This is a genomic window from Butyrivibrio sp. LC3010, from assembly GCF_000424385.1.
Classification (GTDB): Bacteria; Bacillota; Clostridia; order Lachnospirales; family Lachnospiraceae; genus Butyrivibrio.
In genome coordinates, this window is record NZ_KE384180.1 from 71,948 (window position 1) to 97,087 (window position 25,140).

The 25,140-nt window shown below is 39.6% G+C and carries 26 protein-coding genes and 1 pseudogene; 8 read left to right on the top strand and 19 right to left on the bottom strand.

The genetic code is table 11. The features are described from left to right. Positions 1 to 19: 19 nt before the first annotated feature. From G622_RS0120730 to G622_RS24115, 11 genes are all read right to left on the bottom strand, one after another. Positions 20 to 256 carry a hypothetical protein gene (locus tag G622_RS0120730; protein WP_026512229.1) on the bottom strand — a complete coding sequence of 79 codons (237 nt, stop codon included), beginning with the start codon at positions 254 to 256 and terminating at the stop codon, positions 20 to 22. Beyond that, positions 249 to 992 (bottom strand): AAC(3) family N-acetyltransferase, encoded by a 744-nt coding sequence (locus G622_RS25035; protein ID WP_026512230.1) that lies wholly within the window; start codon positions 990 to 992, stop codon positions 249 to 251. Before G622_RS25035 ends, G622_RS0120730 begins: the two co-directional genes overlap by 8 nt. Before the next feature lie 93 nt (positions 993 to 1,085). Next, positions 1,086 to 2,420, bottom strand: coding sequence for a sensor histidine kinase (locus G622_RS0120740; protein ID WP_026512231.1), 1,335 nt, complete (start codon positions 2,418 to 2,420; stop codon positions 1,086 to 1,088). A gap of 155 nt (positions 2,421 to 2,575) precedes the next feature. Further along, positions 2,576 to 2,782 (bottom strand): hypothetical protein, encoded by a 207-nt coding sequence (locus G622_RS0120745; RefSeq protein WP_026512232.1) that lies wholly within the window; start codon positions 2,780 to 2,782, stop codon positions 2,576 to 2,578. A 91-nt stretch (positions 2,783 to 2,873) separates the two neighbouring features. Then, positions 2,874 to 3,623 (bottom strand): LytR/AlgR family response regulator transcription factor, encoded by a 750-nt coding sequence (locus G622_RS0120750; protein ID WP_026512233.1) that lies wholly within the window; start codon positions 3,621 to 3,623, stop codon positions 2,874 to 2,876. A 153-nt stretch (positions 3,624 to 3,776) separates the two neighbouring features. After that, on the bottom strand, positions 3,777 to 3,935 hold the full coding sequence (locus G622_RS26065) for a hypothetical protein (RefSeq protein ID WP_155831585.1): 159 nt from the start codon (positions 3,933 to 3,935) through the stop codon (positions 3,777 to 3,779). Positions 3,936 to 4,079: 144 nt separating this feature from the next. Then, positions 4,080 to 4,703 (bottom strand): DUF998 domain-containing protein, encoded by a 624-nt coding sequence (locus G622_RS25040; RefSeq protein ID WP_026512234.1) that lies wholly within the window; start codon positions 4,701 to 4,703, stop codon positions 4,080 to 4,082. 298 nt (positions 4,704 to 5,001) lie between these two features. Continuing rightward, positions 5,002 to 6,267, bottom strand: a complete 1,266-nt coding sequence (locus G622_RS0120765; protein WP_026512235.1) for a hypothetical protein — start codon at positions 6,265 to 6,267, stop codon at positions 5,002 to 5,004. A 72-nt stretch (positions 6,268 to 6,339) separates the two neighbouring features. Continuing rightward, positions 6,340 to 6,492 carry a hypothetical protein gene (locus G622_RS26070; protein WP_155831586.1) on the bottom strand — a complete coding sequence of 51 codons (153 nt, stop codon included), beginning with the start codon at positions 6,490 to 6,492 and terminating at the stop codon, positions 6,340 to 6,342. A 14-nt stretch (positions 6,493 to 6,506) separates the two neighbouring features. Further along, the gene (cls, locus tag G622_RS0120775) at positions 6,507 to 8,051 is read right to left on the bottom strand and encodes a cardiolipin synthase (protein WP_026512236.1); all 1,545 of its coding nucleotides are present in this window, start codon (positions 8,049 to 8,051) and stop codon (positions 6,507 to 6,509) included. A 17-nt stretch (positions 8,052 to 8,068) separates the two neighbouring features. Beyond that, positions 8,069 to 8,989, bottom strand: a complete 921-nt coding sequence (locus G622_RS24115; RefSeq protein ID WP_081675449.1) for an alpha/beta hydrolase — start codon at positions 8,987 to 8,989, stop codon at positions 8,069 to 8,071. 237 nt (positions 8,990 to 9,226) lie between these two features. Here G622_RS24115 and G622_RS25580 point away from each other — a divergent pair. After that, positions 9,227 to 9,409, top strand: a pseudogene (locus G622_RS25580) (transposase); the annotation flags it as partial. A 100-nt stretch (positions 9,410 to 9,509) separates the two neighbouring features. Here the strand turns inward: G622_RS25580 and G622_RS0120790 are convergent. Then, positions 9,510 to 9,956 (bottom strand): Hsp20/alpha crystallin family protein, encoded by a 447-nt coding sequence (locus G622_RS0120790; protein ID WP_026512237.1) that lies wholly within the window; start codon positions 9,954 to 9,956, stop codon positions 9,510 to 9,512. Between the two features lie 413 nt (positions 9,957 to 10,369). Between G622_RS0120790 and G622_RS0120795 the strand changes: the two genes are divergently transcribed. Then, a complete protein-coding gene (locus tag G622_RS0120795) occupies positions 10,370 to 10,987 on the top strand; it encodes a hypothetical protein (RefSeq protein WP_026497807.1) in 618 nt (205 codons plus the stop codon). Positions 10,988 to 11,027: 40 nt separating this feature from the next. On the opposite strand, the gene G622_RS0120800 is transcribed toward G622_RS0120795, so the two are convergent. Next, positions 11,028 to 12,110: an AraC family transcriptional regulator gene (locus G622_RS0120800; protein ID WP_049946005.1), complete on the bottom strand. Its 1,083-nt coding sequence runs from the start codon at positions 12,108 to 12,110 to the stop codon at positions 11,028 to 11,030. 121 nt (positions 12,111 to 12,231) lie between these two features. Here G622_RS0120800 and G622_RS0120805 point away from each other — a divergent pair, with 121 nt between their 5' ends. From G622_RS0120805 to G622_RS24120, 4 genes are all read left to right on the top strand, one after another. Beyond that, positions 12,232 to 13,251: a Gfo/Idh/MocA family oxidoreductase gene (locus G622_RS0120805; protein WP_026512239.1), complete on the top strand. Its 1,020-nt coding sequence runs from the start codon at positions 12,232 to 12,234 to the stop codon at positions 13,249 to 13,251. Further along, positions 13,239 to 14,228: a Gfo/Idh/MocA family protein gene (locus G622_RS0120810; protein WP_049946006.1), complete on the top strand. Its 990-nt coding sequence runs from the start codon at positions 13,239 to 13,241 to the stop codon at positions 14,226 to 14,228. Before G622_RS0120805 ends, G622_RS0120810 begins: the two co-directional genes overlap by 13 nt. 92 nt (positions 14,229 to 14,320) lie before the next feature. Next, positions 14,321 to 15,202 carry an allose kinase gene (gene alsK, locus G622_RS0120815; RefSeq protein WP_026512241.1) on the top strand — a complete coding sequence of 294 codons (882 nt, stop codon included), beginning with the start codon at positions 14,321 to 14,323 and terminating at the stop codon, positions 15,200 to 15,202. Between the two features lie 92 nt (positions 15,203 to 15,294). After that, positions 15,295 to 18,126 carry an alpha-L-rhamnosidase gene (locus G622_RS24120; protein ID WP_044958240.1) on the top strand — a complete coding sequence of 944 codons (2,832 nt, stop codon included), beginning with the start codon at positions 15,295 to 15,297 and terminating at the stop codon, positions 18,124 to 18,126. A 169-nt stretch (positions 18,127 to 18,295) separates the two neighbouring features. Here the strand turns inward: G622_RS24120 and G622_RS0120825 are convergent, their stop codons facing one another. Continuing rightward, entirely contained in the window at positions 18,296 to 18,502 is a 207-nt protein-coding gene (locus tag G622_RS0120825; protein ID WP_155831588.1) for a hypothetical protein, read from the bottom strand. Positions 18,503 to 18,973: 471 nt separating this feature from the next. After that, complete coding sequence (locus G622_RS0120830) at positions 18,974 to 19,375, bottom strand: hypothetical protein (RefSeq protein WP_026512243.1); 402 nt, start codon at positions 19,373 to 19,375, stop codon at positions 18,974 to 18,976. Between the two features lie 194 nt (positions 19,376 to 19,569). On the opposite strand from G622_RS0120830, the gene G622_RS26075 reads away from it, so the two are divergent. After that, a complete protein-coding gene (locus G622_RS26075) occupies positions 19,570 to 19,743 on the top strand; it encodes a hypothetical protein (protein ID WP_155831589.1) in 174 nt (57 codons plus the stop codon). 276 nt (positions 19,744 to 20,019) lie between these two features. Here G622_RS26075 and G622_RS0120840 read toward each other — a convergent pair whose 3' ends face one another. From G622_RS0120840 to G622_RS0120860, 4 genes are all read right to left on the bottom strand, one after another. Continuing rightward, positions 20,020 to 21,282 (bottom strand): glycoside hydrolase family 27 protein, encoded by a 1,263-nt coding sequence (locus tag G622_RS0120840; protein ID WP_026512244.1) that lies wholly within the window; start codon positions 21,280 to 21,282, stop codon positions 20,020 to 20,022. Between the two features lie 385 nt (positions 21,283 to 21,667). Next, positions 21,668 to 22,426, bottom strand: coding sequence for an SDR family NAD(P)-dependent oxidoreductase (locus G622_RS0120850; protein ID WP_026512245.1), 759 nt, complete (start codon positions 22,424 to 22,426; stop codon positions 21,668 to 21,670). A gap of 153 nt (positions 22,427 to 22,579) precedes the next feature. Then, positions 22,580 to 23,695, bottom strand: coding sequence for a hypothetical protein (locus tag G622_RS26085; protein ID WP_026512246.1), 1,116 nt, complete (start codon positions 23,693 to 23,695; stop codon positions 22,580 to 22,582). Positions 23,696 to 23,743: 48 nt separating this feature from the next. Next, a complete protein-coding gene (locus G622_RS0120860; protein ID WP_026512247.1) occupies positions 23,744 to 24,127 on the bottom strand; it encodes a fibronectin type III domain-containing protein in 384 nt (127 codons plus the stop codon). A gap of 206 nt (positions 24,128 to 24,333) precedes the next feature. On the opposite strand from G622_RS0120860, the gene G622_RS0120865 reads away from it, so the two are divergent. Continuing rightward, on the top strand, positions 24,334 to 24,909 hold the full coding sequence (locus G622_RS0120865; RefSeq protein WP_026512248.1) for a hypothetical protein: 576 nt from the start codon (positions 24,334 to 24,336) through the stop codon (positions 24,907 to 24,909). Positions 24,910 to 25,140: the final 231 nt, after the last annotated feature.

A 25,140-nucleotide genomic window follows, 5' to 3' on the forward strand; every position in this document is an offset into this window, starting at 1 on the left:
GATCATTCATACTAATCAATTATTTTATTTGGCCATTTACAGATTCCCTTGGTGCAGAATATAATTCTCCTGAATTCCAGCTGGAATCCTCCATCTTTTCACGATAGACATCTATCTGCATGCCAATCCCTGAAAAGATGATCTGCTTAAATACGCCAAAAGAAGCGGCGCAGATAAGGTGAGCACCCTCATGAACCACATAATACGTAACTATTGCAACTACTATGCCTATATATTGTCTGAACCGTTTATTCATTTTTCATACCCCATAGACCGTAAGGATCTTGTCTTAATTCATTTTCATATAAAGAAACTACAGACCATATATCAAAAAACATTGCCTTGCAGTCACCGATAAAGCTTTCTCTGATAAGTCCATTTTCATAAGCCATATCCTGTATTTTGTACCATGCCTTTACAGGTGGATGCCCTGCTTCCATAAACCACTCCCCCGGGGGATATATTCGATTTATCTCCTCATTGGGTTCAAACCTCTTATTGATATCCTCAGGTGTGATACTTTCCACGTAATGCATCGCTGTCAATTTATATATATCAACTCCCAGCAAAAGAGCCTTTCCTCCATTGTGGATTGGATAATCGAGGCCGCTTTCCACCGCCTTTTTTCCGTGCTTTCCCCAACCGGAAGTGCTGATCGTATCTGTTCCCGTATAGGTGTCTGGCATTTTCCTGAATGTATCAGCAATTATTCCCATGGCTGTCCTGTCTGCATCAGCTGGAAGTACTTTTATTTTCACCGTAACACCAAGCTTTTTATCTTCCTCAGATAGCGGCAGTTCTGGGCTTAGGCGTAGTGCAGGCATGAAAATACTGCCCTCTGTTGTAACAAGCTCTTTTAACGTATCTATCACTGTTTCTGCACCACCCTCTAGTTCGCCGAAACTGCTTAGTGAAGAATGTACCTCCAAGGTCATCCCATTTTCTATCCCAAGTGCTTTTAGTGATTCTTTTAGTTCCTTCTTCGTAACCATAATCAGTTTCTCCCTTTCACAATACTATTATCCCCCAAAAATAAAACAGACCACCCCAGTTTCACTGATTTAGGTCTGTTTTACACTTATTCTTTAATTTATCAGCATCCTGACCTTAAAAGTCTTCTCTTCTGCTATATATCTAATCTCGCTATCTGTCTGATTAATAAAGTTAAGAACACTTCTAGTTCCTATTCCATGCTCTTCCTCAGTATTAAACGGATGTCCTTCCTCATCCAGCTTTACTTCCTCAGCGCATGAGTTCGTGATTTCAAACAGAAGCTGACTTTTATACCTTGCCGTGATGTCAATCCGTCTCTCACTCTCAGGAACTTTTTCGCAAGCATGGATAGCATTCTCTATAAGGTTACTGATCACTATGGCAAGCTGCATCTCATCCACATTCAGATTTGCAGGGATATTAGCAGATATATTTACCTTTATATTCTCTTTTTCGGCCATAGACAGGTAATGTGTGATTGCCGCATTAAGTGTAGTATTCTCGCAATATCTTTTTACAGAGTGGGGTTCCTGTTTGAGCCTCTCATTAAGGCAATCCAGGGCTTCCTGCGTCTTGCCATCCTGTAAAAGAGTTTGAAGAAGAGCCTCAAAATGTCTTCTGTCATGACGCATGGCTCTGTCCTGCTGCATGATGCTCTCAGAAATAGCAAGTCGTTCCCTCATGGCTTTGGTTGCAATCTCCATAATAACCGCATCTGATTGAAGCTTTAACTCATTTTGCCTTGCTTCCATCTCCATTTTCATGAGTCTTGTGTGTTTTTCAAGAAATCCAAAGACAAGTATGTTAATAGCTACAAGAACCACCATAAGTTCAGTATATTGGGAAAGGTTATATTCCTCTCCTCTAAGATATCTGTTGCCATCAAGAACCAAAATAATGATAGTAGCGATTGGCAGCACAACATATGGAAGCATTTCCTTATCAAGCCTCTTGTCCTTGTCCTTATCCTTATTTCCGAAAAGACAGATGACTCTGACCACAATAATCTGCAAAGACAAGATAATTCCATAGCTCTGAGGAGTCATAAAGTCATAGTTTATCTTAACCATATCCATACTCTGAACGCCTTGAACATAAATCGTGATGAATACTTCAATTGCGCTCTGGGCAGCAAAATAGAAAATGAAATATATTATGCCTCGAATATTATTAACTTTATAGCAAATGAATAATGGAATGAGGAATGCCAGGTATGATGCTATCAGATTTATATAAATCACTCCCAGCGTATTGGCGTAAAAGAAAGACAGCACAGTTAATGCATATATCATAAATACGAGAATCCTATGCTTCTTAAAGAATTCTCGCATCACGTAAAAACTCAAATGTATGGCATAGTACACAAAAAGAGCTACTATATCCCCTAATAGCAGCAATGTATATGGATTGGACAAAAGGTCAGCCATAACTAATCCCCCCTTGATACTATGTATTTCTAAATTATTATAGCATCGTTAATTTTTCCGGTCTTTCATAATACCATTTCAAGTTCCAGGCAGTCCTCCTATTATGCCTATAATTCCAAGCACTGGTGTTATAAAAATCATTTTTCATTTCCATCTTAATCAATAATTTTTTTTGGCCATTTGCAGATGCCTACCTCAAGTGCCCTTTCTTCTTTAAGATGAAAATCTGCATATTTACAATACCAGCAGCCTTTTATACTTGGAATAGCATCCTCTCTTGGTGTGTATGCCGGGCAGATATCTTCTGGCCACACACTTCCATCTCTCTTGGGAATATCATAATTGTTTGCTTTGTTATCCATTAAAAGTAACTCTCCTTATAATGAACTTCCGCTCTCGCATTCGCTCGCCGGAAGACGCGCGAACCAAGCTCAAAAGTACTTCGCTAGGTTCTTACAGCCTAAAGTCCATGTAACTATCCATAACTTCAGAATATCTACTCTTTGTAACAGGTATCTGTTCCCCACCTCGAAGCGTAATATCTATCTTAGTCAATTTATCAATTGCTGCTATGTTCACAGCTATAGATTCATGGCATCTTACAAAATCTTTTCCGGAATGATTTTCTGAAAGATATTCTGCAAATCCTATTCTCAGGGTTGGGGTTGATATGATCTCACCATTATCCATATGGTATGAAACCACATGATTACGATATTCTATATAAAGAATGTCACTAAGGTGCAGGGTCTGCATACCACCCTTTATCTTTATACAGACGCTTTTATCACTACCGATATCCACGCGGGAAATAGCAAGATCAAGAGTTGAAAAGAACTTTTCCTTTTCAATTGGCTTCAAAATATAATTTATAGGATTTACATCAAAAGACTCCAGCGCATATGAGCTCTCAGAAGTTGCAAAAATAATCTGGGCATCGGGCTGATTCCACCTAAGTTCCCTGGCAGCCTGTATTCCTGTAACCATTGGCATAACTATATCCAGAATGTAAATATGAGGTCTGTAATGCTCGCACTCCTCTATAAGTGTGTCAGGATGATCAAATATTCTGACCTGAGCTTTTATAGAGTTTTTCTTCAAGTAATCCTGAAGAAGAACATGTACCTTTTCCCGATCAGACTTGTCATCATCACATATAGCAATACGTAATTCAGAACCCTCAATAAAGTCCTTGTTTTCCATAAATCCCCCTGTCATAGCGCGATTATCTTTAACTACAACACATTATATCAAAGTCCTGAGTTTATTTACCCTCAAGTCCGCAGAATGCGATATAATCCGTCATGGCCAATCTCCTTTTCCTAATATGTTTTTCTCTTCCTGTTTTACGCTGATTCACCCCCAAAATACTACTTTATATGTGGGGATGCTAACCGGCTGAAGAGGCAATACACCTGAATGTCTCTCAACCGTGTATCCCTGCTCTATCAAGGAATCTGCCCGTCTGTCCATTTCTCTTTCGCTATTACATATAATTTCATGTTTTCTATTCATTTTCTTACTCCTTTCAATAACCATACCAAAGCTTTACTTGATGCCACTCCCCTTTCACACCCTAATCTATCACAATAAAAAACAGCCCCTATCAGTTACACTGATAAAGGTCTGTTTTTCACTTACTTTAATATATTTTGCAGATCAGTCAAAACTCTTACCGAATTTTCCAAGCAACAAGAATGTTCCCAACACTGCGTTAAATGTTACTGCCGAAAAGGTACTGAATCTCTCAAACAACCCGAATACTGCCTTTGGCATGATTCCTGTTCCGACAGGCCCAAGGAGCATCGCAGCAAGGCACACGCAGGCCCATATAAAAAGAGATTTCATCCCCTCTTTTTTAGCTCCGATTATTGAGAGGATAAGCGCTGTCAGAGAAAAGATCACCACTAGAGCAGTTACTATAAGGTGCATTATGTTCTGGGGGTGACTACTGTCAGCATCTGCCACCCATGGAAAAAGCTTGTATCCTACATCCGAAATCCATTCCATAGCAGCAAAGAAATATATTCCCAGCCTCATAACCTTAGTCTTAAGATTCTGAGAAGCCACGCAGACGGCCATGATAGAAACCAGCCCGCACGGTCCATACAAGGCATTCAGCTGCCCGGCAAGCTCCGCAGATGGAGCTCCGACAGCACTTAGATCACTTACCGCCATGCTAAGCCAGTCATATCCCGGATAAGCAAGAGGCGAAAACACAACCATCGCCGTATATGAAAGCAGGCTGATAATTCCACATATACCAAGTTTTGTTAATTTCATAGTTTATCTCCTGTTTTGGGTCTTGTCTTAGTAGGATCCTCCAAAATGGCTATACACAAGACCGCAGACTACCATTACCAGCAACACAGTAGTCGTAATGATCACTCCAATAGGTTTCTTTTTTCTCTTTTCCAACTCAGTCACCTCCATTCCAAAAAATACACTACTACAGAGAAAAACAGACCTTATCAATTACACTGATAAAGGTCTGTTTTACACTTACTTTTTTGTGCGAATCATGCATACGTTATAGCCTGCATAATGTATTCTTTGCTTGCACTTTCTGTACCACCTTGCTTCATGGTTCGGCAAAACCTGCTATATCATTGATTATAACTGCTCGTTCTGTATATGGGATTCCATTATCCTCCAGTTCTTTAAGCAAAGACTTGTAATAAATATCCTCTCCGAAATTCTGATGTATGGACAGGAATATATTCCCGTTAACGGCAGCAATTTCTGTAAGAAAACCGTTGGCAACAGGTACATGTGTCCAGAACTCTCGGATATGTGCTGCAATATCCACATATTTCCACTGTCCTACATAACTGACCATATATGTAAAGAACAACCTTCCACCATCTATCATTTGGGAAAAGGCCTCTCTTTTACCTTTAAGGTCAGGCATCTTCATGATCATTTTGCTTCTTGAGGATGAAAAAGTCATTATTTTTTGAACATTTTCCGCATCACTCTGAAGGAAAGTCATTCCTCTATAAGCTGTGCACTGCCTGTCCAGCGGCATTTTCTTTAGCTTATCAGAGTATTTTAATATGGTAGTATTAACGCAGTTATGGTGCGTACAGGACTTTCCGAGCATTGGTCTTCCATTTATTATGTATGATCCAATGATATCCTTTTCTCTTTCAGGATTTAGCTTATCGATAGCTCTTGCAACAAGAACCGCTATGAAAGTTCCGGGACTAGCGTCATTTGCAGAGGTGAATTTAAGCAGTTCTTTTTCAGGAATGATAACATCCCTTACCACTGGCTTATCAATAATGGTCATTTTTCCGTCTTTTACAATTGAAAATGCAGGGTTACGCCTGTTAAGACTTTGCGGCATCTGTGACAGATCAACTTCCGGAAGTGTATCCACAGGATCAAGATATTCACCTTCTTCAATTGGATCATCAAGCGTTCTTATTCCCTCGTGGCTGATATGTCCATATCTTTCTGACAGATAATAGTAAAGCAGTGTGCTCAGGACATAATACATTCCGGTTCCATCACATATACCATGAAAAAAGTCCAGGTAAATGTAATCATTCTTATAACAGACTGCCCAGACATGGTAATTAGTTTCTGCAGCATTTAACGTTATCTGTTCACTTGTATTAAAGAGACACACCGGGTTGTCATTTTCTTCGTAGTAATATTCAGTGTCATTCTTCATAAGTCGTACACATAAATATGGGTATCTCTTTTCAGTGTTTTTCAAAGCATTGGCAAGAAGCTTGCCATCTATATTTTCATCCATTCGGATACACAGTCTAACCGAATAGCTTCCACGTCCAACATTTCCATATAAATGCAATGCATCTCCTGCTGTTACTCTAATCATAATTTCCACCTCGTCCCGAAGTAAATTATTACAAACAACATATCAGTTACATTTTACCATTTTGCATTTATTTCATTTGTAAAAAAATAATAAAGCCACACTTCCGCTATTATTCTTTTTAACCTCTGAGGAACCGTCATAAGGGATGATATTAAGCCTTGCTTGAAAATTTTTAGCTAAATCGGTTATTTCCTTTATATATATCAAAAAACAATTATATTTCATTAGTGTTCCTCATTTTACAATAATGGTGCTGCGACTCTAAGGAAATTATTTACGGTATTGTGGATAAAGCCTCGGTTTATATCCTCTAAATGCCTTTCTCTGCAGTCTTTTAAAGTATTTAAATAGTCTGCTTTTAATTCACTGACAATGTCAGCTCTGTAAAAGACAGAGCTGCATTCAAAGTGAAGGAACAGACTCCTGTAATCAAGATTAACCGTTCCGATTCCTGCTATCTTGTCATCTGAAACGAATGCCTTCGCATGAACGAATCCCGGTGTATATTCATAAATTTTCACGCCTGCTTTCAAAAGATCCTCATAATAACTCCTGGATAGACGATAAACAAGCTTCTTATCAGGAATCCCAGGCATAATAATCCTTACATCAAGCCCTCTGCGAGCTGCCCTGATGAAAGCATCAAAGAGCGCATCACCAAGCATAAGATATGGAGTATAGAACCAGACATAATCCGTTGCGGTTGAAAGAATCTCGGTAAAAAAAATGTTGCTCGTATGCTCATCTCGCATCGGAGAATCATAATATGGTAAAACATAGCCATTATCTGCGCAGGTTCTTTCCTGTATGGCCATTTTTCTAAGCTCTTCATCAGAAATTTTCTGATGAGAGAACGCATTCCAAAATTCAGCGAACATGTAAGTATAGCCGTCAACTACTTCACCCGTTACACGGAAGCCTATATCTTTCCATTTTCCAAACATCTGCTTCTCATTTATATACTCATCCGCAAGATTCACGCCGCCACTGTATGCGATTTTTCCATCAATAACCATAATCTTTCGATGATCCCTGTTATTGAGCTGTGACTTGATCAAAAAGAAGGGATTGAAGGGAATACACTTGATTCCCTTCCCGGAGAGTTCAGCTATGTCTTTTACAGAGTATGTAGCAATGCTTCCAAGATCATCATACATTACTCTTACATCCACACCGGCCTGAACTCTTTCTCCCAGAATGTCTGTAATTGTATCCCAGAACTTTCCTGACTGGATAATAAAATACTCGATGAATATGAATTTTTCTGCAGTCTTCAAATCCTTGCACATATCGGCAAACATATCTTCACCGAAAGGATAGTATTTTGAAGTATCATTTTTCACAATGTCAAAGCCTGTAGTTTCGCTGACAAAGGACAGTGTCTGCCCCAGGCGATAATCTTCTTTTTTGATCTCATCGATATATTCGGTATTCTTAATTCGGTCTGTGCCATACAATCTGTTTAAATCAGATGCAGATTCCTGAAGTTTAACGCGAAGACCCTTGCCGGTTGTTTTATTTCCGAGGGTAAAATATAGCATCGCACCCAGAACAGGGAGTGCCACTATCACTAAAACCCAAAGCAGCTTGTAGGTACTTTCATCTCTTCTTGCGATGAGTCTTGTAACAAAGAACACAGCAAGCACAGTAAATAAGCCATTTACAATATCAACAATATATCCGCCGGTTATTTTCCTTAAAAAGCTCAGTGTAAGATAAAACCAAGCTATCTGTAATGCAATCGCCGGTATTACAATTATGATTCTGCCAAGTATCTTCTTCACATGAACCTCCTCATATCTTATTCTAATGTTTTCTTTATCCAGACAATCCTCCTGTCAATCGACTCCCTGACAATCCTGCTCTTAAGAGCAACTTCAAAACCATGACAGGTGCCTTTTACTTCATGAAGCTCTACGGGTATATCCGCTGATTTCAGTTTTTCCGCAAATAAAATCCCATCATAGTGAAGGCAATCAAATTCCGCAATCTCTATATATGTAGTCGGGAATCCTGAAAAAGACTCTGCTTCCATCGGAGAAGCATACTCTATATGCCGGGGAAGTCCATTTATCAGCATTTCATCCCAATACATTTTTGCAAGGCCTGTGTCCAAAACCGGTGTGTCCGTATATTCTTTCATCGATTCAGTATTCATGCGTCTGTCCAGGGCAGGATAAGACATAAGAACTCCTGCAGGAATGACTTGCTTTCTGTCCCTGGCCATGAATACTACTGCTGACGCAATGTTACCTCCGGCGCTGTCTCCTATGACTATAATCCTGTTTTCATCGATATTTAGGTCCTTGGCATTAGCTATCGTCCATTCATACGCGCAATAGCAGTCTTCCACCGCATAAGGGAACCGATACTTTGGCATAAGCCTGTAGTCCGGCATAATAACTCTGCAGTGCGCTTTTTCTGCATACCATTTTGCAAACTGATAATGTGCTCCCGCCGCTTTTAATATCAGACCGCCACCATGGAAAAACATGATGCAAGGGAGCTTTTCTTTATTATTCCCGGGCTCTATTATCAGTGTAGGCAGCTTATATCCTTCATACCCCGGTATGAAATGCTTCGTCACTTCTACTTTTTCATCAGATCTGCAGGGAATCATTCCCATAAACACATTCACAAATGGATAAACATGAATGTTGGGAAACAGATGTGCCATCGTTAAGCTTCTTAGTTCTTTATCTAAGGGATATTTAGTCTTCATGATTAGCCTTTCTTATATTAATCCCAACCGATATTTATCTGCATAGACAGATTTGTTTACGTTACTTTAAAATTGTAATTCCGTACACAATATATTGCAAGAAATAGACGTCCGGCCTTGTTGGACAACCCCCTGTATACTTAAAAACAGATAAGGACGACACACAATTTTTATCAGTTTCTCATGAGGGGGAGATAACCTGATTAAACAACTACAGCCCCATCGCAAAGGCAGCATGTGCTTTACCGGGACAAAGGGTCTGAATCTTATCTAAAAAATGAAGAACTGACTGCCATGCATCAGGAGGTCATAGATAATCTTGAGAGCATCCAGGGAACACTTCTTAGAATGAACAGATCCATTCAGGCGGAAGGTACTTTCGGAATCATCAAAAAAGATCGCTGGTATAAAAGAATAGTCCTGCATAAAAAATAGCAATAAAAGGGAGCTGGAAAAAATGATTTCTCATTTTTTCACAGCCCCTTTTAGGAGTTTATCTATGAGAAGATGCCTTATCTTTTCATGCTATCTGAATATGCTTCTTTTCAGGAAGTTTAGGCTGTTCCTTTTTAGGAATCATCAGCGTGAGGACTCCGTGTTTGAAGGATGCCTTTACATCATCTTCTGTGACCTGATCTCCAACATAAAAGCTACGCTGCATGGATCCTGAGTACCGTTCCTGCCTTATTAGTCTGCCCTTCTTATCACTCTTATCATTGTTAATGTCCTTCGAAGCGCTGATGGTAAGATATCCGTCATTTAATTCAAGGCTGATATCCTCTTTGGCAAAACCAGGAAGGTCAATGCTTACTTCATACTGATTGTCCTCTTCCTTAACATCAGTCTTCATCAGCCTGTCGGCATGTCTTCCATAGAGCTTACGCTCCATGTTATTCTGTTCTCTGAAATCAGGGAAATTAAACAGATTGTCAAATAGATTTTCTTCAAAAATACTTGGTGCTAACATAGTTTTTTCCTCCTTTGCATCAAAAACATTTATTTTTGAGCATTGGGACGGAGGGAGGGAGCCACCATCAGCGAAGCTGACTCTCATGTGGCGACCGATATGCCGCCGACCATGGGGAGGGGGCGATTCCACTCTTTGGATCATTGGAATTCATAAGTCCTAACGGTCTTCTCTGTTCCTTTGTTCTATATATGGTATAACACCAAATTAGCACTCTGTCAAGCAGAGTGCTAATTTTTTTTTAGTTGTTTAACCCCTCGTTACTATTCACAGATTAAATTTGTATACAGAATAAAGCTCACATTAGTGGGCTTTATTTTTATTGTTGAAATGGTTAAAATTTTAGTATTAGTTAATCGTGATTTGATGGATTATAGACATTTACTCGAAATAGATGAAAGGACAACACATCAATGATGACAAGATATGAAGATTTGGAAGAATTTATTCCGGTACACACAACAGTTACTCAGGAAAAGCTAGATGGAGAGAAGGTTTTCAGGGTCATAAAAAAGGAAAAAATCATGCAGTTCGATGAGAATACCTTTGTCAAACTGAGAAATATAGATTTCCATAATGGTATCATCAGGGTAAAAATGTTGAGCAGGCTTCTTCCCGACGCTCCGGATTTCGCCAGAGGATTCATAGGGATCGTTTTTAGGGTAAATCAGGATAATAGCGAGTTCGAATCTTTTTATATAAGACCAACTAATGGGACGACAAATGATCCTGTGCGTAAGGCACATGGATGTCAGTACTTTTCTTATCCGGGATATACTTTTGCTTATTTTAGAGAATTTGGAATCACTAATTATGAAGCGCCGATTCATAATGGATTAAATGAGTGGGTACAGCTGACAGCCATTATTCATGATGAAAAAGCTCAGTTTTATTTGAATGAAGAAAAAGATCCTGTACTTGTGGTTCATTTTATGAAACACGGTAAAGATGCACACGGATCTATAGGATTCTTTTCTGAAATCGGAACAGAGGCTTTCTTTAAAGATTTTGAAGTAGAATATAATGACTGACAGAATATGCTATTACCATATATATCCCAAGAAGTCTGCCTTATTCTTCTATGCAGTTGTGCTTTTTTCGATATTTCGAGGGCGACATATTATATATTTTCTCGAATAACCGTATAAAAGACTCCGGATTTTCATACCCTATGATACTGCTTATATCTGCTATGGTAGTATTTGTATTTACTAAAAGTGACTCAGCGTGTTGGAGCCTTATATTTCTCACAAAAGAAGAAAAACTCTCTCCTGTCTCTTCCTTGATAAGTCTGGAGCAATGCGCCAGCGAATAATTAAAATGCTCTGCCACTTCATTTAATGTGACTTTCTTATAATTATCGATTATAAAGCTCAATATCCTAAGTCTGGCACTTCGCATCTCGCTCTGCAGCCCTTCCTTCAAGTGCTCATCCTGCACCAGTACCTTGTCGGAATGATTCCTTAAAAGCCTTGCAAAAAAAATTGGCACCATGTTATTTAGAAGTCTGCTGCTGTACATATCTCCTCTTTGCACCTCAAGGTACATTTCCAAAATACTATCCCTCACCTCCTTGTCATCACCTGTCGGAAAAAGCATGCTTCTTGCCGATTCCCTGGAATAAAGACTACTCATAAAAAAGTCGGACAAGACGTTGTCATATCTTAATGTATTTAAAAATGCATCCTCGAACGCATCCCGTCTTATATGTACTGTAAAAACCAGGCTGTCGTCAAAAACCTCTATTGTGCGCATTGTCTGCGGCGGTATGAATGCCACATCTCCTTTTCCCAACGTATAGTGCTTATCTCCAAGCTCATGCCCACATTTGCCGCTAAACACATAGAGAATTTCAAAATATGCGCATCTGTATCTGAATATGGGAGTATATCTTGAATGTCTGACGACATCTACACTGGATTCATTATTAATTGCAAGATCGGGATAGAAATTGTCTTCAGAAAAAACCTCCGGTATCTCTACAAATGGAAATTCTTTGATAAACAATCCGTGTTCCCTGACATATTCCTCAATCTCATTCATATAGGCCAGTCTTTTTGCATCGTCATCCCTCATCTCATAATACTTTTTATATATCAGCTCATCCTCTGTATACTCCTTTATTCTATCCATTATCTTCCTGGTTATAGCCATAATCGCCGCCCACATTTCAATATCAAATTTAGTCAATTATTATTGTCATAATAGCACATTGTATGCTCTCTGAAAATGCCTTACGATAATACATAATCACATTAACGGAGGTTATTTTTAAATGATTACAGTAGCTTATATCGGATTTGGAGTTTCAGTGCGCGAATACCACATTCCCTACGTAGAAAACAGGGATGATATTAAGGTAAAATACGTTTTTCGAAGAGAAGAAGATATCCCTCAATTTGCTGAGTACGAACCTTTTTATCCTGAGATAAGATTTACAACCAATATAAACGATGTCCTTGATGACAGTGAAGTCGACCTGGTTGTTGTATCAGCACCTGACCGTTTCCACATGCCCTACGCACATCAGATACTGAATGCAGGAAAACATGCTCTAATAGAAAAACCATTTTCCCAAACTGCTAAAGAAGCCCGTGAGTGTTTCGAGCTTGCAAAATCAAAAGGGTTGATCTGCATGCCCAACCAGAACCGAAGATTTGATGCGGATTTCCTCGCAGTTAAGGAAGTAATAGCCGGCGGAAAGCTTGGTGACCTAGTAAGATTGGAAAGCCATTATGATTATTACAAGGAAAACGGCTGGTATGACCACCTTGGAACTCTCTATAATCTTGGTGTCCACACCACTGATCAGATCATAAGCCTTTTAGGCATCCCGGACCGAACAAATCTTGATGTCAGAAGCATACATCATCCGGGAACAGGCGATGATTACTATGATCTGGAATTCTTTTATGGAAACTGCAAGGCATCGGTCAACACCTCTATGTGTGTACTGATAGATTATCCCCGCTTCACTCTGCATGGCACTAAAGGCAGCTTCACTCTTCCACCCGTAATACACAATTCAGGAAAGAAAAAGGTCGTCGGGAGGCATGTGGTAAGCACCGATCCCGCACCAAAAGACAGATGGGGAACTCTTGTCTACATAAACGAATCCGGTGAAAAAGTTACCGAGAAGGTTCCTGTCGGCTGTGCGCACTACGAAAGAATATATGACTCACTTGTATCGGCTATAGAAACCGGAGCAGAAAAATGTGTAAAAGATGAGGAAGTTGTCAAAGTTCTTGAAATACTGGAAGAAGCAACGGAGGTGGCAAAATCATGGAAAAGATAACACTTGGCACTATCGGGAGCGGAGTTATAGTTCACTCCATCCTGGATAATGTAATAAGAAACGACGGAATAGAGCTTAACGCAGTTTATTCGAGATCCGCCGAAAAGGCCAAAAATTTAGCCAATGAGTATGGATGCAAAAAAACCTATACAGATATTGATGCCTTCCTTGCTGATGATGAAATAAACACAGTGTATATCGCAATTCCAAATCTTCTGCATTACGAATACACCAAAAAAGCTCTCCTATCAGGTAAAAATGTGATTTGTGAAAAACCGTTCACAACAAAGTATTCCCATGCAAAAGAGCTTTCGGATATAGCATCTGACAGGAACCTGTTTCTTGTAGAAGCTGCACCGACAAGCTTTCTACCGAATTTTAACATATTAAAAGATTCCCTGGACAAGATTGGGCAGCTGAAGCTTGTAATGAGTAATTACAGCCAGTATTCCAGCCGGTATGACGCGGTACTTAGAGGTGAGAAGCCTGCAATATTTGATCCCGAGTATGCTGGCGGCTGTCTAATGGATATCAACTTCTACAATGTACTTCTGAATTTACTTTTGTTTGGTAAACCAAAGAAGGCGACCTACCACGCAAATCTTTATCCCGGACTGTCTGACACCTCCGGCGTTATGGTCATGGAATATGAAGACTTCATCAGCACTAATGCAGGCGCCAAAGATACCTTCGGCACAAACTTCTTCCAGATAGAGGGAGAAAAGGGTTATATCTATATCGAGAATGGATCCAACGGGATAAAGTCTGTACGTGTAGTCACCAAGGAAAGCGATGATACCTACAATGAACAGCCTGATCCTGACAGATGGTACTATGAGATCAGGGAACTTACACGTATCTTTTTGACAGATGATACGAAAGAAGTGAAAAAACGCCTTGCTACTACTCTTGAAACCGTTGAAATCATAGAAAAATCCCGCAAGGAAGCAGGCATCATCTTCCCAGGAGATGATTGATTAAAAATACAGATGACATCTTATCTCATCTTGCATGCAGTTATTACTGATAACCGCAACAATCAGATCAACTATGCAAAAGGGGAACATACATGAATATAATCGGAATAGATATTGGCGGAACCAATTTTCGCATTGGACTTGTTGATGAAAATAATAATGTCCTCTCATTTAAGAAGGTTCCTACCTCTGCAGTGATAAAATCAACCTCTGTTTTAGAGGATATTTCCGAATATGTAGAGGACTTCCTAAAGGATACTCCATTTGATGCTTTAGCCATAGGTTTTCCTGCAACCCTCGGCAGAGAAAGAAAAAAAGTTCTCCAGGCGCCCAATCTGCGGTTTATGGAAAACCTTAATGTTACGGATTATCTTTCAAAAAGGCTGAATGTTCCGGTATATGCTGAGCGGGATGTAACAATGGCCATATATTTCGATATGGCAAAATACAACATCGCTGCTTCCAGCATAACCTGTGCTGTATATTATGGCACCGGTGTGGGAAATGCAATATGCATAAACGAAACGCCACTAGTCGGAAAAAACGGAACCGCCGGTGAACTCGGCCACATCCCCGTCATAGGAGACACCACTCCCTGCGGCTGTGGAAACATCGGATGTATTGAAAGTCTTGCGGGGGGAAAAGCACTGCGAAGCATCCTGGAAAGATTTTTTCCCGAAACTCCTATCTCCGATGTGTTTACACATCATGGTAATTCCGCCCAAATACAGCAGTTCCTTAATAATATGTCGATCGCGGCTGCCTCGGAGGTAAATATTCTTGACCCGGACCATCTCCTCATAGGTGGAGGTGTCACAAATATGACTGATTTTCCAAAGGACAGATTAAAAGAACTGATAATAAAACATTCCAGAAAGCCATACCCTGCGGAAAATCTTAACATCGTCTTTACCGAAGATGAGCCTGCCAAAAGCGTTATAGGTGCAGCCATATACGCAAGGACCAGGATCTGACAAAATATAACCGATCTACACTTACAGTTTTCAATCAGACAATGCACCATTTTACAGTAACTATCCTATTCACAATCATTTGAGGTCAAACTATGCTAAAAATATATGATTTACGAACAGACTATCAGACCAATCCCATCGGCATTGATTCTCCCACTCCTTCCTTTTCCTATAAACTCTCATCTACACATAATAATACTACTCAGGCAGATTATCAGATAATAATATCCCATGGTGATGATATTGTGTGGGATTCAGGTAAATGCGCTTCAGATCAAAGCCTGTACATAACCTATGAAGGAACTGCCCTTAGCCCTAAAACAAGATATGATATTCGCCTGCTCATAACGGATAATCACGGGGAAAAGGCTGAGCATAGCAGCTTTTTTGAGACAGGTCTTATGAACTGCGGCGGCTTTAAGGCAAGCTTTATTACCCACGGATTTAAAGCTGATCTTGAACCCTGTGCTGTATTTTTTAAGGAATTCCATTCAGACAAAAAAGTGTCAAAGGCAAGACTCTACATAAGCTCTCTTGGAATTTACAAAGCGCTTATAAACGGAAAAAGAATAAATGAAAATCGATTTGCTCCAGGCTGGACTTCCTATCAGAAGAGACTCCAGTATCAGACAATTGATGTAACCGGGCTAATAGAAAGTCAGAACAAAATAGAGATAACTGTGGCAAACGGATGGTTTAAGGGTATTCTCGGTTTCTATGGTCAGGGCTGTCATTATGGCAACAGGACCGCACTCATTGCTCAACTAGAGATCACCTACGTCGATGGGACTTTCGACACTGTTATTACCGATGAAAGCTGGATGAGCAGCACTGCGGAGATCAGATATAGTGATATCTATAACGGTGAGACCATTGACTATTCTCTGCCCAAACAGGAAGTGAAGTCTGTGTCAATACTTGACCAGCCAAAAGACATCCTGATCGCACAGAGCTGTGAACCCGTAAAAATCACAGAGCGCATTCCCGCAAAGGCACTCCTGACATCTCCAAAGGGTGAAAAAATAATTGATTTTGGTCAAAATCTCTCAGGTGTAGTAGAAGCAAAAATAAAGGCCGACAGGGGAACAACAATTAAGCTCTATCACGCAGAGGCTCTGGATGAAAACGGGAATCTTTTTACGACTAATTTAAGGACCGCAAAAGCCTGTGACACCTTTATCTGCAGCGGTGGTGATGACACCTTCCTCCCGGAATTCACATACCATGGTTTCAGATACATCCGCATAGAAGGACTTGATGAGATAAATATCGACAATTTCACAGCCTGTGTTATGCACACAGATTTGGAGAAAACCGGAGCTTTCTCATGCTCTGATGATAAAATTAACAGGCTCTTTCAAAACATAGACTGGACTTTACGTGCCAATTTCTTTGATATTCCTACAGATTGTCCTCAAAGGGATGAACGCTTAGGCTACACAGGTGATACAGAGATTTTCCTTCCGACAGCAGTTTTTCACCGGAATACAGCCCTTTTCATCAGGAAATGGCTTCGAGATGTTGCCACAGAACAGACAGATGAGTTTGGCGTTCCATTATCTGCTCCGGATATTCTAAAAACCCATGCATGCATGTCTATATGGCACGAGGCAGCGACCATTGTCCCCTGGATCCTATGGGAAACCTACGGAGATATTTCTGTACTTACTGAGCAATATGAAAGCATGAAAAAAAGCGTGGAATACACCAAAAAGCTCGCAGGAGAAGAAGGACTTCTAAGCACAGACAACAGTTCACAGTTCGGAGACTGGGTTGCCCTTGATGCACCAAAGGGGCCATTCCGAAAAGTGCCTGAAGGTATTCTCAACCCATCTTCCGATGAACGTGCCGGCGGTACAGACTCACATCTGACAGCAAATGTATATTATCTGTATTCCATAGACATAATACGAAAAACGGCAGAAATTCTTGGGAAAACAAAGGATTATACTGAATACAACGATCTGTACGGCGATGTCCTTGAAAAGTTCAGAAAAGAATTCATCACACCATCAGGGCGAATAGCATCCGGCACCCAGACAGCTGCAGCACTCATTCTATACTTTGATCTTGCACCTATAGAAGTAAGAGAAAAAATAGCTGCAAGACTTTACTACGATCTTGTAAAAACCAAGAAGCATCTCTATACCGGCTTTGTGGGAACAGAATATATAATGCACGTGTTAAGCAGATTCAATATGCATGAGCTTGCTGGAACCATCCTTTTTAAGGAGGATTGCCCCTCCTGGCTATATAGTGTAAACTTAGGCGCCACAACGATCTGGGAACTGTGGGACGGCGTGAATCCCGATGGCAGCTTTAATCTATTTGAAATGAACTCGCTAAATCAGTTCGGCTTTGCAACTGTTGGCGACTGGCTCTACAAGGATCTGTGCGGGCTGAACTCTATAGAAGCCGGATTTAAAAAGTTCCGGATTTCTCCAAGACTAGTGCCCGGAATCGCCTCCTTTGAACTATCCTATGAAAGCCCTTATGGGAAAATCAGGATTAGTTTTTCCTGTGAGAATGGAAAATATATAGCAGACATAGAAGTCCCTGCAAACACCACCGCACTAATCTCCCTTCCGGACAGAGCTGAGGAAGAATATGGCTCAGGAGCCTATCACTTCGAATATGCTACGGATGCATCCTTCGAAAAAAAGAAGTATTCAGAGGATTCCACTCTAAATGAGCTTCTTTCAAATCCCGAAGCCGGTGAATTATTTGAAAAAGAAATGCCTTACCTCGCAGGCAGCGGTTTTATAAAAACATTTGCCGGAAATCTGTCTGTCATAGAGATAGACCTTACTCTGCCCCGCAGTATGATTCCTCAAAAAGCGCTGGATCTGTTCAGACGTATGATCGATATGTTAAATAGCAAACCTTCCTCCCACGAAAACAGGATAAATGCCAATTCTATCTGATCACGAAGACTAATAAAAGCCGGGAGTAAAAAAAGCAATCATCCATAGCTGCCAAACAGCCGGGGATGATTGCTTTTTTGTCATTATTCGTATGTAAGCGGTGTTATATGAGCACATAGTAAGAATCACCTGTGTCACAATGGCCACGGTGATTCTTTTATTTATAAGATCATTTTGATTTGAGTTTTTGAGGATCTTTTGCATACAACTCTATATGACCACACTCCGGGCACACGTAGCATAAGAGTTCACTTTTGTGTTCAGTTGCAAAGAGTCCCTTCTCCCTGTTTACAAGCATCACCGGAAGTGAAACCGGATATGTCGTGTTAATACTTGCAGTAAACATCTCAACGTCACATTTATTACATCTAATCATTAATTTAAATCCCCTTTTCTTCTCATGGCATACTAATACCTCTTCATGTCGCTTTATTTTTTGTTCTGGGTCAAACATCGTCCATTCCCAGTCAAGCTTGCCATAGTCTGCAACCTGCAGAGTATCTCCGGATACAAGTACCTGTGTCGGGCCAACAAATCTATTAAATGTCTGCTGATTATACTACGCAAGTTTTATCCGAAGTTGAATTTCACAAATTGCACACAATTTAATCACTGTTTGTTACGATTTTGGCGCTATCATATAACCATCAAAGAGATACCCCCTCTTAGATACCCCTCATAAGAATAAAAAACTTTTCTTCAACACACAAAGCTGGCGACCCCCGTGACAAGGCGCCAGCTTTCCTCTTTTTATAATATTGTCATAAAGTGAGGGAGTTTTCCAGTGCTGTCTCATCAAATACTCGAGGTATTTAATGACAGCTGCACTAGTATAATGACATGCAATTCACAAAAGAAATTTATCGATAAAAAACTGTACAACTCTCGATACTGCAAATAATACAGGAACCGATAATATCGTCATCAGCCAGAATTGTGTTGCACTATACTTAAAGCTGATCCAGCAAGCCGCTATCCTGAAAATCGCAATAAAATAAAAGACTATGAAAGGTATAGTCACCAGAAAAAGTATCTGATAGGAAAAAATAAAGAATATGAATATTCCTGTCATAGCACCGGCCCAGAGTTTTAGCAATGAATCCTTTGGATGCTTATCAGTTACTTCAAGAGTTCTCTGCGATATCTCATCCACATCCATATAAATCTTTTTGAAATTTATCGTAAATCGACCCTCATGGTCTTTTATTGACATAGCCTCGTAATCAAGATTATCGCCCCAATTTCCCATATCATTTCTCCATTGATTAAATTTATTTTAGATAAATTATAACCAGAACTAAAACGGCCTACTATTCACATATGAATAAAGACTGCTCAAATACTGCTTTTTTTACCAAAATAAGCTGATTCATACTATTTTGCTCCGCGAAAAGTGCTATAGTAATCATAATCATCAGTAGAAATAATGTCAGGAAGGTTTCTTTGGAGCTTTCAGGCTGGTACAAGCAGCTTTCTGAAATGTATAATACTTATTTCCTTGATGCTGCAGATTTTGTTGAGGTAAGTGAAGCAGACGGAGTTCACATTGATGCAGATAATCACAGGATTCTTGCAGAAGCTATTTTCAAAAAAATAAAGCAGGATAATATAATTTAACTTTCTTGTGATTCTGTAATAAATAAGTAGATTTTACAACTAATATTTTGATTTCACAGATTGTACACAATTTAATCACTGTTTGTTACGATTTTGGCGGTATCATATAACCATCAAAGAGATACCCACTCTTAGATACCCCTCATAAAGAACAGAAAACTTTTCTTCAACACACAAAGCTGGCGACTCCCGTGACAAGGCGCCAGCTTTTCCCTTGTATAAGTTCACTTCCATGGTACGTAAATGCGAGTAGGCAACCTGGTAAAGCCTGTTTTATTAAGCTAAGTAAAACACTTTTGCACCATGGGCAGGAAGCCCTGTACTAAATGTACTTCCTATTTCAGTATTCTCTCCGGACCAGAGCTCTGTTGCCTTACTACCGGGCAATATGTCTTCAAGCTCAGCAAGTTCAAATTCCAGACATCCGGCTTTTTCTCCGGCATTGAAGGCTGCTATATATTTTCCGCCTTCACAATCATCTGCAGTCCAAAGTATATACTCATTGCCGTTTATTTCCCGTCTGAAGATCTGGCGGGCATTTCTGGAATTTGCGTGCATCCTGAGCACTGCCTCATTCGTGATCAGTTTAATGGTGAAATCATCAAATCCAGTCATTTCTCCACCGATTATCAGGGGTGAACGCATAATGCTCCAAAGAGTCATCATTGTAATCTGTTCATCCTCTGTAAATGCGGTTTTATTATTCTTGTCATAATCCTGTTTGATAGGTCCGATAGGAAGCATGTCTGCATCAGGATAATGACCAGCTCCTGCATGTATACTCCATTTTTCAGCACGCTCAAACATAGCATACAAAAGCTTCCAGTCATCCCAGAAATCATCTGTAATACGCCACATATTGGCAACCTGCTTATATAACTCAGCTTTTTCAAGAAGAGCAGGTCCCGGTGATAAAGAAAGAATCATCTCTCTTCCACAGTTATTAAGTGATTCTGAGAGCATGATCATCTCTGCCTCTTCGTGAGGAAGCTCTCTGCATATGTCATCGCATTTAATGAAATCAACACCCCACTGTGCATATAATTTAAAAATAGAATCATAATATGCTCTGCCGGTTTCATCCGGAACCACGCCATACATATCGGGGTTCCATACGCAGATACTGTTAAATCTTGCCGCATCACGTGCAGTTTTATCAGTTCCAAGAACAGGAAGATTCTTATGAACTGCCTGCCTTGGAATTCCTCTCATGATATGTATTCCAAATTTCAATCCAAGTGAATGTACGTATTCTGCAAGCGGTGCAAAGCCCTTACCGTCTGCAGATGACGGAAAACGATTCGGTGCCGGAATAAGTCTGCCATACTCATCCATGCACAGATCTGCAAATGGCCTGTATTCATGACTTGTAGCACCTGGCTCATACCACTGTATGTCAACTACAACATACTCCCAGCCGTATTGCTTAAGATGCTTAGCCATAAACTCTGCATTCTGGCGTACTTCCTTCTCTGTAACAGCTGCTCCGTAACAGTCCCAACTATTCCAACCTCTTGGTGCAATCTCAGGTCTAAACATTTATAATTCCTCCCAAAACAATTTTCATAGATTTCCGCTTTTGCCCACAAAAAGTCATAGGTTTTTGTTTTTTCATCAGAAAAAACAGAATCTATACCTTTTAAAATTATAAACTAATCTAACTAAAAGAAAAGCCATTTTGCTTTTATATTATTGCACCAGATTTCCTGCTGGCACTTTACAAGAACATTTCCAAGTTAATTTTAGCAATTTTTTTCGCCAAAGCCATGATAGTCAGAATCGGCGGATTTCCCATAGCCTTTGGCAGTATAGTCGCATCTGCCACATAGAGGTTATATGGTAAAGCTGGATTGTGTAAGGTATCCTTTTCTGCTTCAGTCAGAGGAAGCATTCCGCCGGGGTGTCCGGCGTTTTTATGTAACTATCAGTAAATTTTCTTCTTTTGCTGATGTCCTACAAGTTTTATCAGCATATTTTCAGGAAGAAGATGCTGGAACGTAACTGCAAGCTTCATCTTAAGCGTGGGAACTATAACCACTTTTCTTTTTTTCATTTCTCTTAGACACTCAGTAACACAGGTTTTCGCAGTAATTCCCTTAAGTGCAAATATCACATCCGATTTGCTGTTAAATTCCGTATCCACAGGTCCCGGGCATAAACAACAGACATATAATTTACTTCCGTTTTCCTTGAGCTCCTGTGCCACAGCTTTTGTAAGCGAAACAACATAAGCTTTTGATGCATAATAAGTCGCCATGTATGGCCCTGCAGGAAGTAGTCCCGCTGATGAAGCAACATTCAGAATTGTTCCTTTTCCCTGGTTTTTCATTTTGAGAAGGATGCCTTTGAACAGAATGTGCATGGCAATATCATTGACACGAATCATTGAGATTTCCTTATCCAGATCCGTTTCTAAAAAGGTTCCGGCTGTTCCAAACCCAGCATTATTTATGAAAATATCTATATGTTCAGCTTCGATTTCTTTTAAAAGCTGCCTGCATCCATTTTCATCTGCCAGATCAGATGTGATAATTCTGCAGTTTTCTCCTACTTTGTTGCGAATGGAATTAAGACGCTCAGTACGTCTTCCTGTAATAATAAGTCTGTAGCCTTTTGATGCATAGACTTTCGCAAATTCTCTTCCAATTCCTGAAGTTGCACCTGTTATAAAAACTGTTTTCACTTTATTCTCCTTTCAATATCGGTTGCTATCTTAATATGAAATTATACGAAATTGTCATAGCGGAGCGTTTTTTATCATTCAGGAAATCCGGAAGAATTCCCAAGATAAAAAACAAGTTATTATCAGTGATATACTAATAATAACCTGTCTATATTACTTTACAACAACCTCGAAGGTTTCTGTACTCTTTGTACCTTTTTTCTTTGAACCTACAGCAACATTAAACTTATATTTTCCTTTAGGAGCACCTTTCTTAAAGGTTATCTTGATCTTTCTTTTTGAATTGTTTATTTTAATCTTCGCATATTTTCTCAGCTTCTTAGAAGATGCATTCTTAACCTTGATTTTACCCTTATCCTTTGTCACCTTCATGGTTATAGACTGCTTTTTCTTCTTTAACTTAGATGCCTTAAGCTGATCTTTATCTACAGCAACAAGTGTATTCTTCTGATCTAAAACCATTATAGAAGAATTGTTGTCACTGGGTGCTGTATCATTAACCTTTGCTGCTTCCTGCGGCTTTTGTGTTTCCTGATTTGACTTTGGTGCAGGAGCAGGATTTGGCTTCGGTGCAGGCGTCGGATTAGGCTTCGGCGCGGGTGTCGGATTCGGCTTCGGTGCAGGTGTCGGATTCGGCTTCGGCGCGGGTGTCGGATTCGGCTTCGGTGCAGGTGTCGGATTCGGCTTTGGCGCAGGTGTCGGATTCGGCTTCGGTGCAGGTGTCGGATTCGGCTTTGGTGCGGGTGTCGGATTTGGCGCAGGTGCAGGTGTAGGATTCGGCTTTGGTGCGGGTGTCGGATTTGGCGCAGGTGCAGGTGTAGGTGTCGGCGCAGGTGCAGGTGTAGGATTTGGCGCAGGTGTAGGTGTCGGATTCGGCGCAGGTGTAGGTGCCGGCATATCTTTGGGTGCAGTTGGTATGTTACCCAATTCCACATATTCCATTCCACTTACCCCATTTCCGTTCGGAAGATGATAGCTATAAGAAAATAAACATGAAAATGCATATGTGGTACTTGGACTTAATCCACCAATTGTATATGTAGTCATATTATTGTTGAAATTATTATATGACCGTCCCATTTTTAAAGCTTTTTTTCTGGCTTGCCTTATCGCAGTTGTTGCGTCTGCAGTTTGATGAACATATGAATAGGTAACACCGGATATCCATAAAAGATTACCACCATCTGCAGCAGCCTTGGCTTCTAATTTATTAATAACATTAGAAAAATCAAGAACTATACTGTTACTTGTAACACCGGCAATTCCCATGGAATAGGGATAAGTTCTTGTAGTATAAACTTCATCATCCCCTATATATCAGGTTTTCCCACCGCCTCCTTTATAGTCCATATAAAAATTTATTACAATTTTATATCTTTTTCCGGGCTTTAAATCTTTTATGGTATAACTGAATTGCGTACTTTTAACAGTATCAGTTCTTAACTTTTCGAATTTTCTTTTGTTTGCCTTATACTCTGAAATATCAATCTTGAAATCTCTAAATTTTCCGTTATTCTTTTTGGTATCTTTTTCTTTTAGCCAACTATTAGCAACAGTGCTCCAATCAATTGAAATTGATTTGTCGGTTGCATCGGTGATAGTAAACTCTTTTTGAGCTTTAGCAGTAATTGAAGACGTGCCAAACACACAAAGAAACATGCTCAGCACAAATAGAAATGTGAACATCTTAGATTTTTTCATTATTTAGTTTCCTCCCAAATAAACTTTCCTCAAGGAAACATTCTACAATAACTCAAAAATACATTCAATAATTATCAAATATTCAATTTTTCAATACCTATAAAAAAGGTGAAATATTAAAAGTTCATAAACACCTTGTTGGCCATATTTCAGGATTGTATAATTTAGCTGCAATGTAAGTTTTTTTCTTATATGGAGGGATTACTATGAAACAAAAATTCAATACAGCTTTATTGAAACGGACTTTTGGGCTGGTACTTGCGTTTATTGCATTGATTACGATGTTAAATCCTGTGACAGCACAGGCCAAGAACATCACACTAAAAACCCATGACGGGGTAATTAGAGTAGCTAATGTCAAAAAAATTGCAAAAAAGATAAAGCTCAAGAAGAAATATACTGTAACCATATACAAGTTAGGGAGAAAGCATTATGGATACGTAAAGTTTACAGCACCTAAAACCAAAAGATACAATATTACACTGTCTGATCTTGATACCGATAATGGAGATTCGACCTTTGGTCATATAATGTTACAGACCCAGGTTACACAAAAAAGAAGACGCAAATATCTGACCTATAGGGATATGTGGGCTCGAGGTATTAAAACAAACGCACCTAAGTTTGGAAGTATCGGTGTTAATAACAGTCAGTACCCATTAGTCACTACTGCTACAATTAAACTAAAGAAAAATCAAACAGCATACCTGTATTTTGAGTTTGTTCCGTATTATTGGGGTGGATCACAACAATATGTGACCTTTAATTTAATTGTAAAGTGATTTGCTAACTTAATAGGGACTGTGAAAAAATGATTTCCATTTTTTCACAGTCCCTCTATATTACTTAACAACAACCTCGAAGGTTTCTGTACTCTTTGTTCCTTTTTTCTTTGATCCTACTGCAACATTAAACTTGTATTTTCCTTTAGGAGCACCTTTCTTAAAGGTTATCTTGATCTTTCTTTTTGAATTGTTTATTTTAATCTTCGCATATTTTCTCAGCTTCTTAGA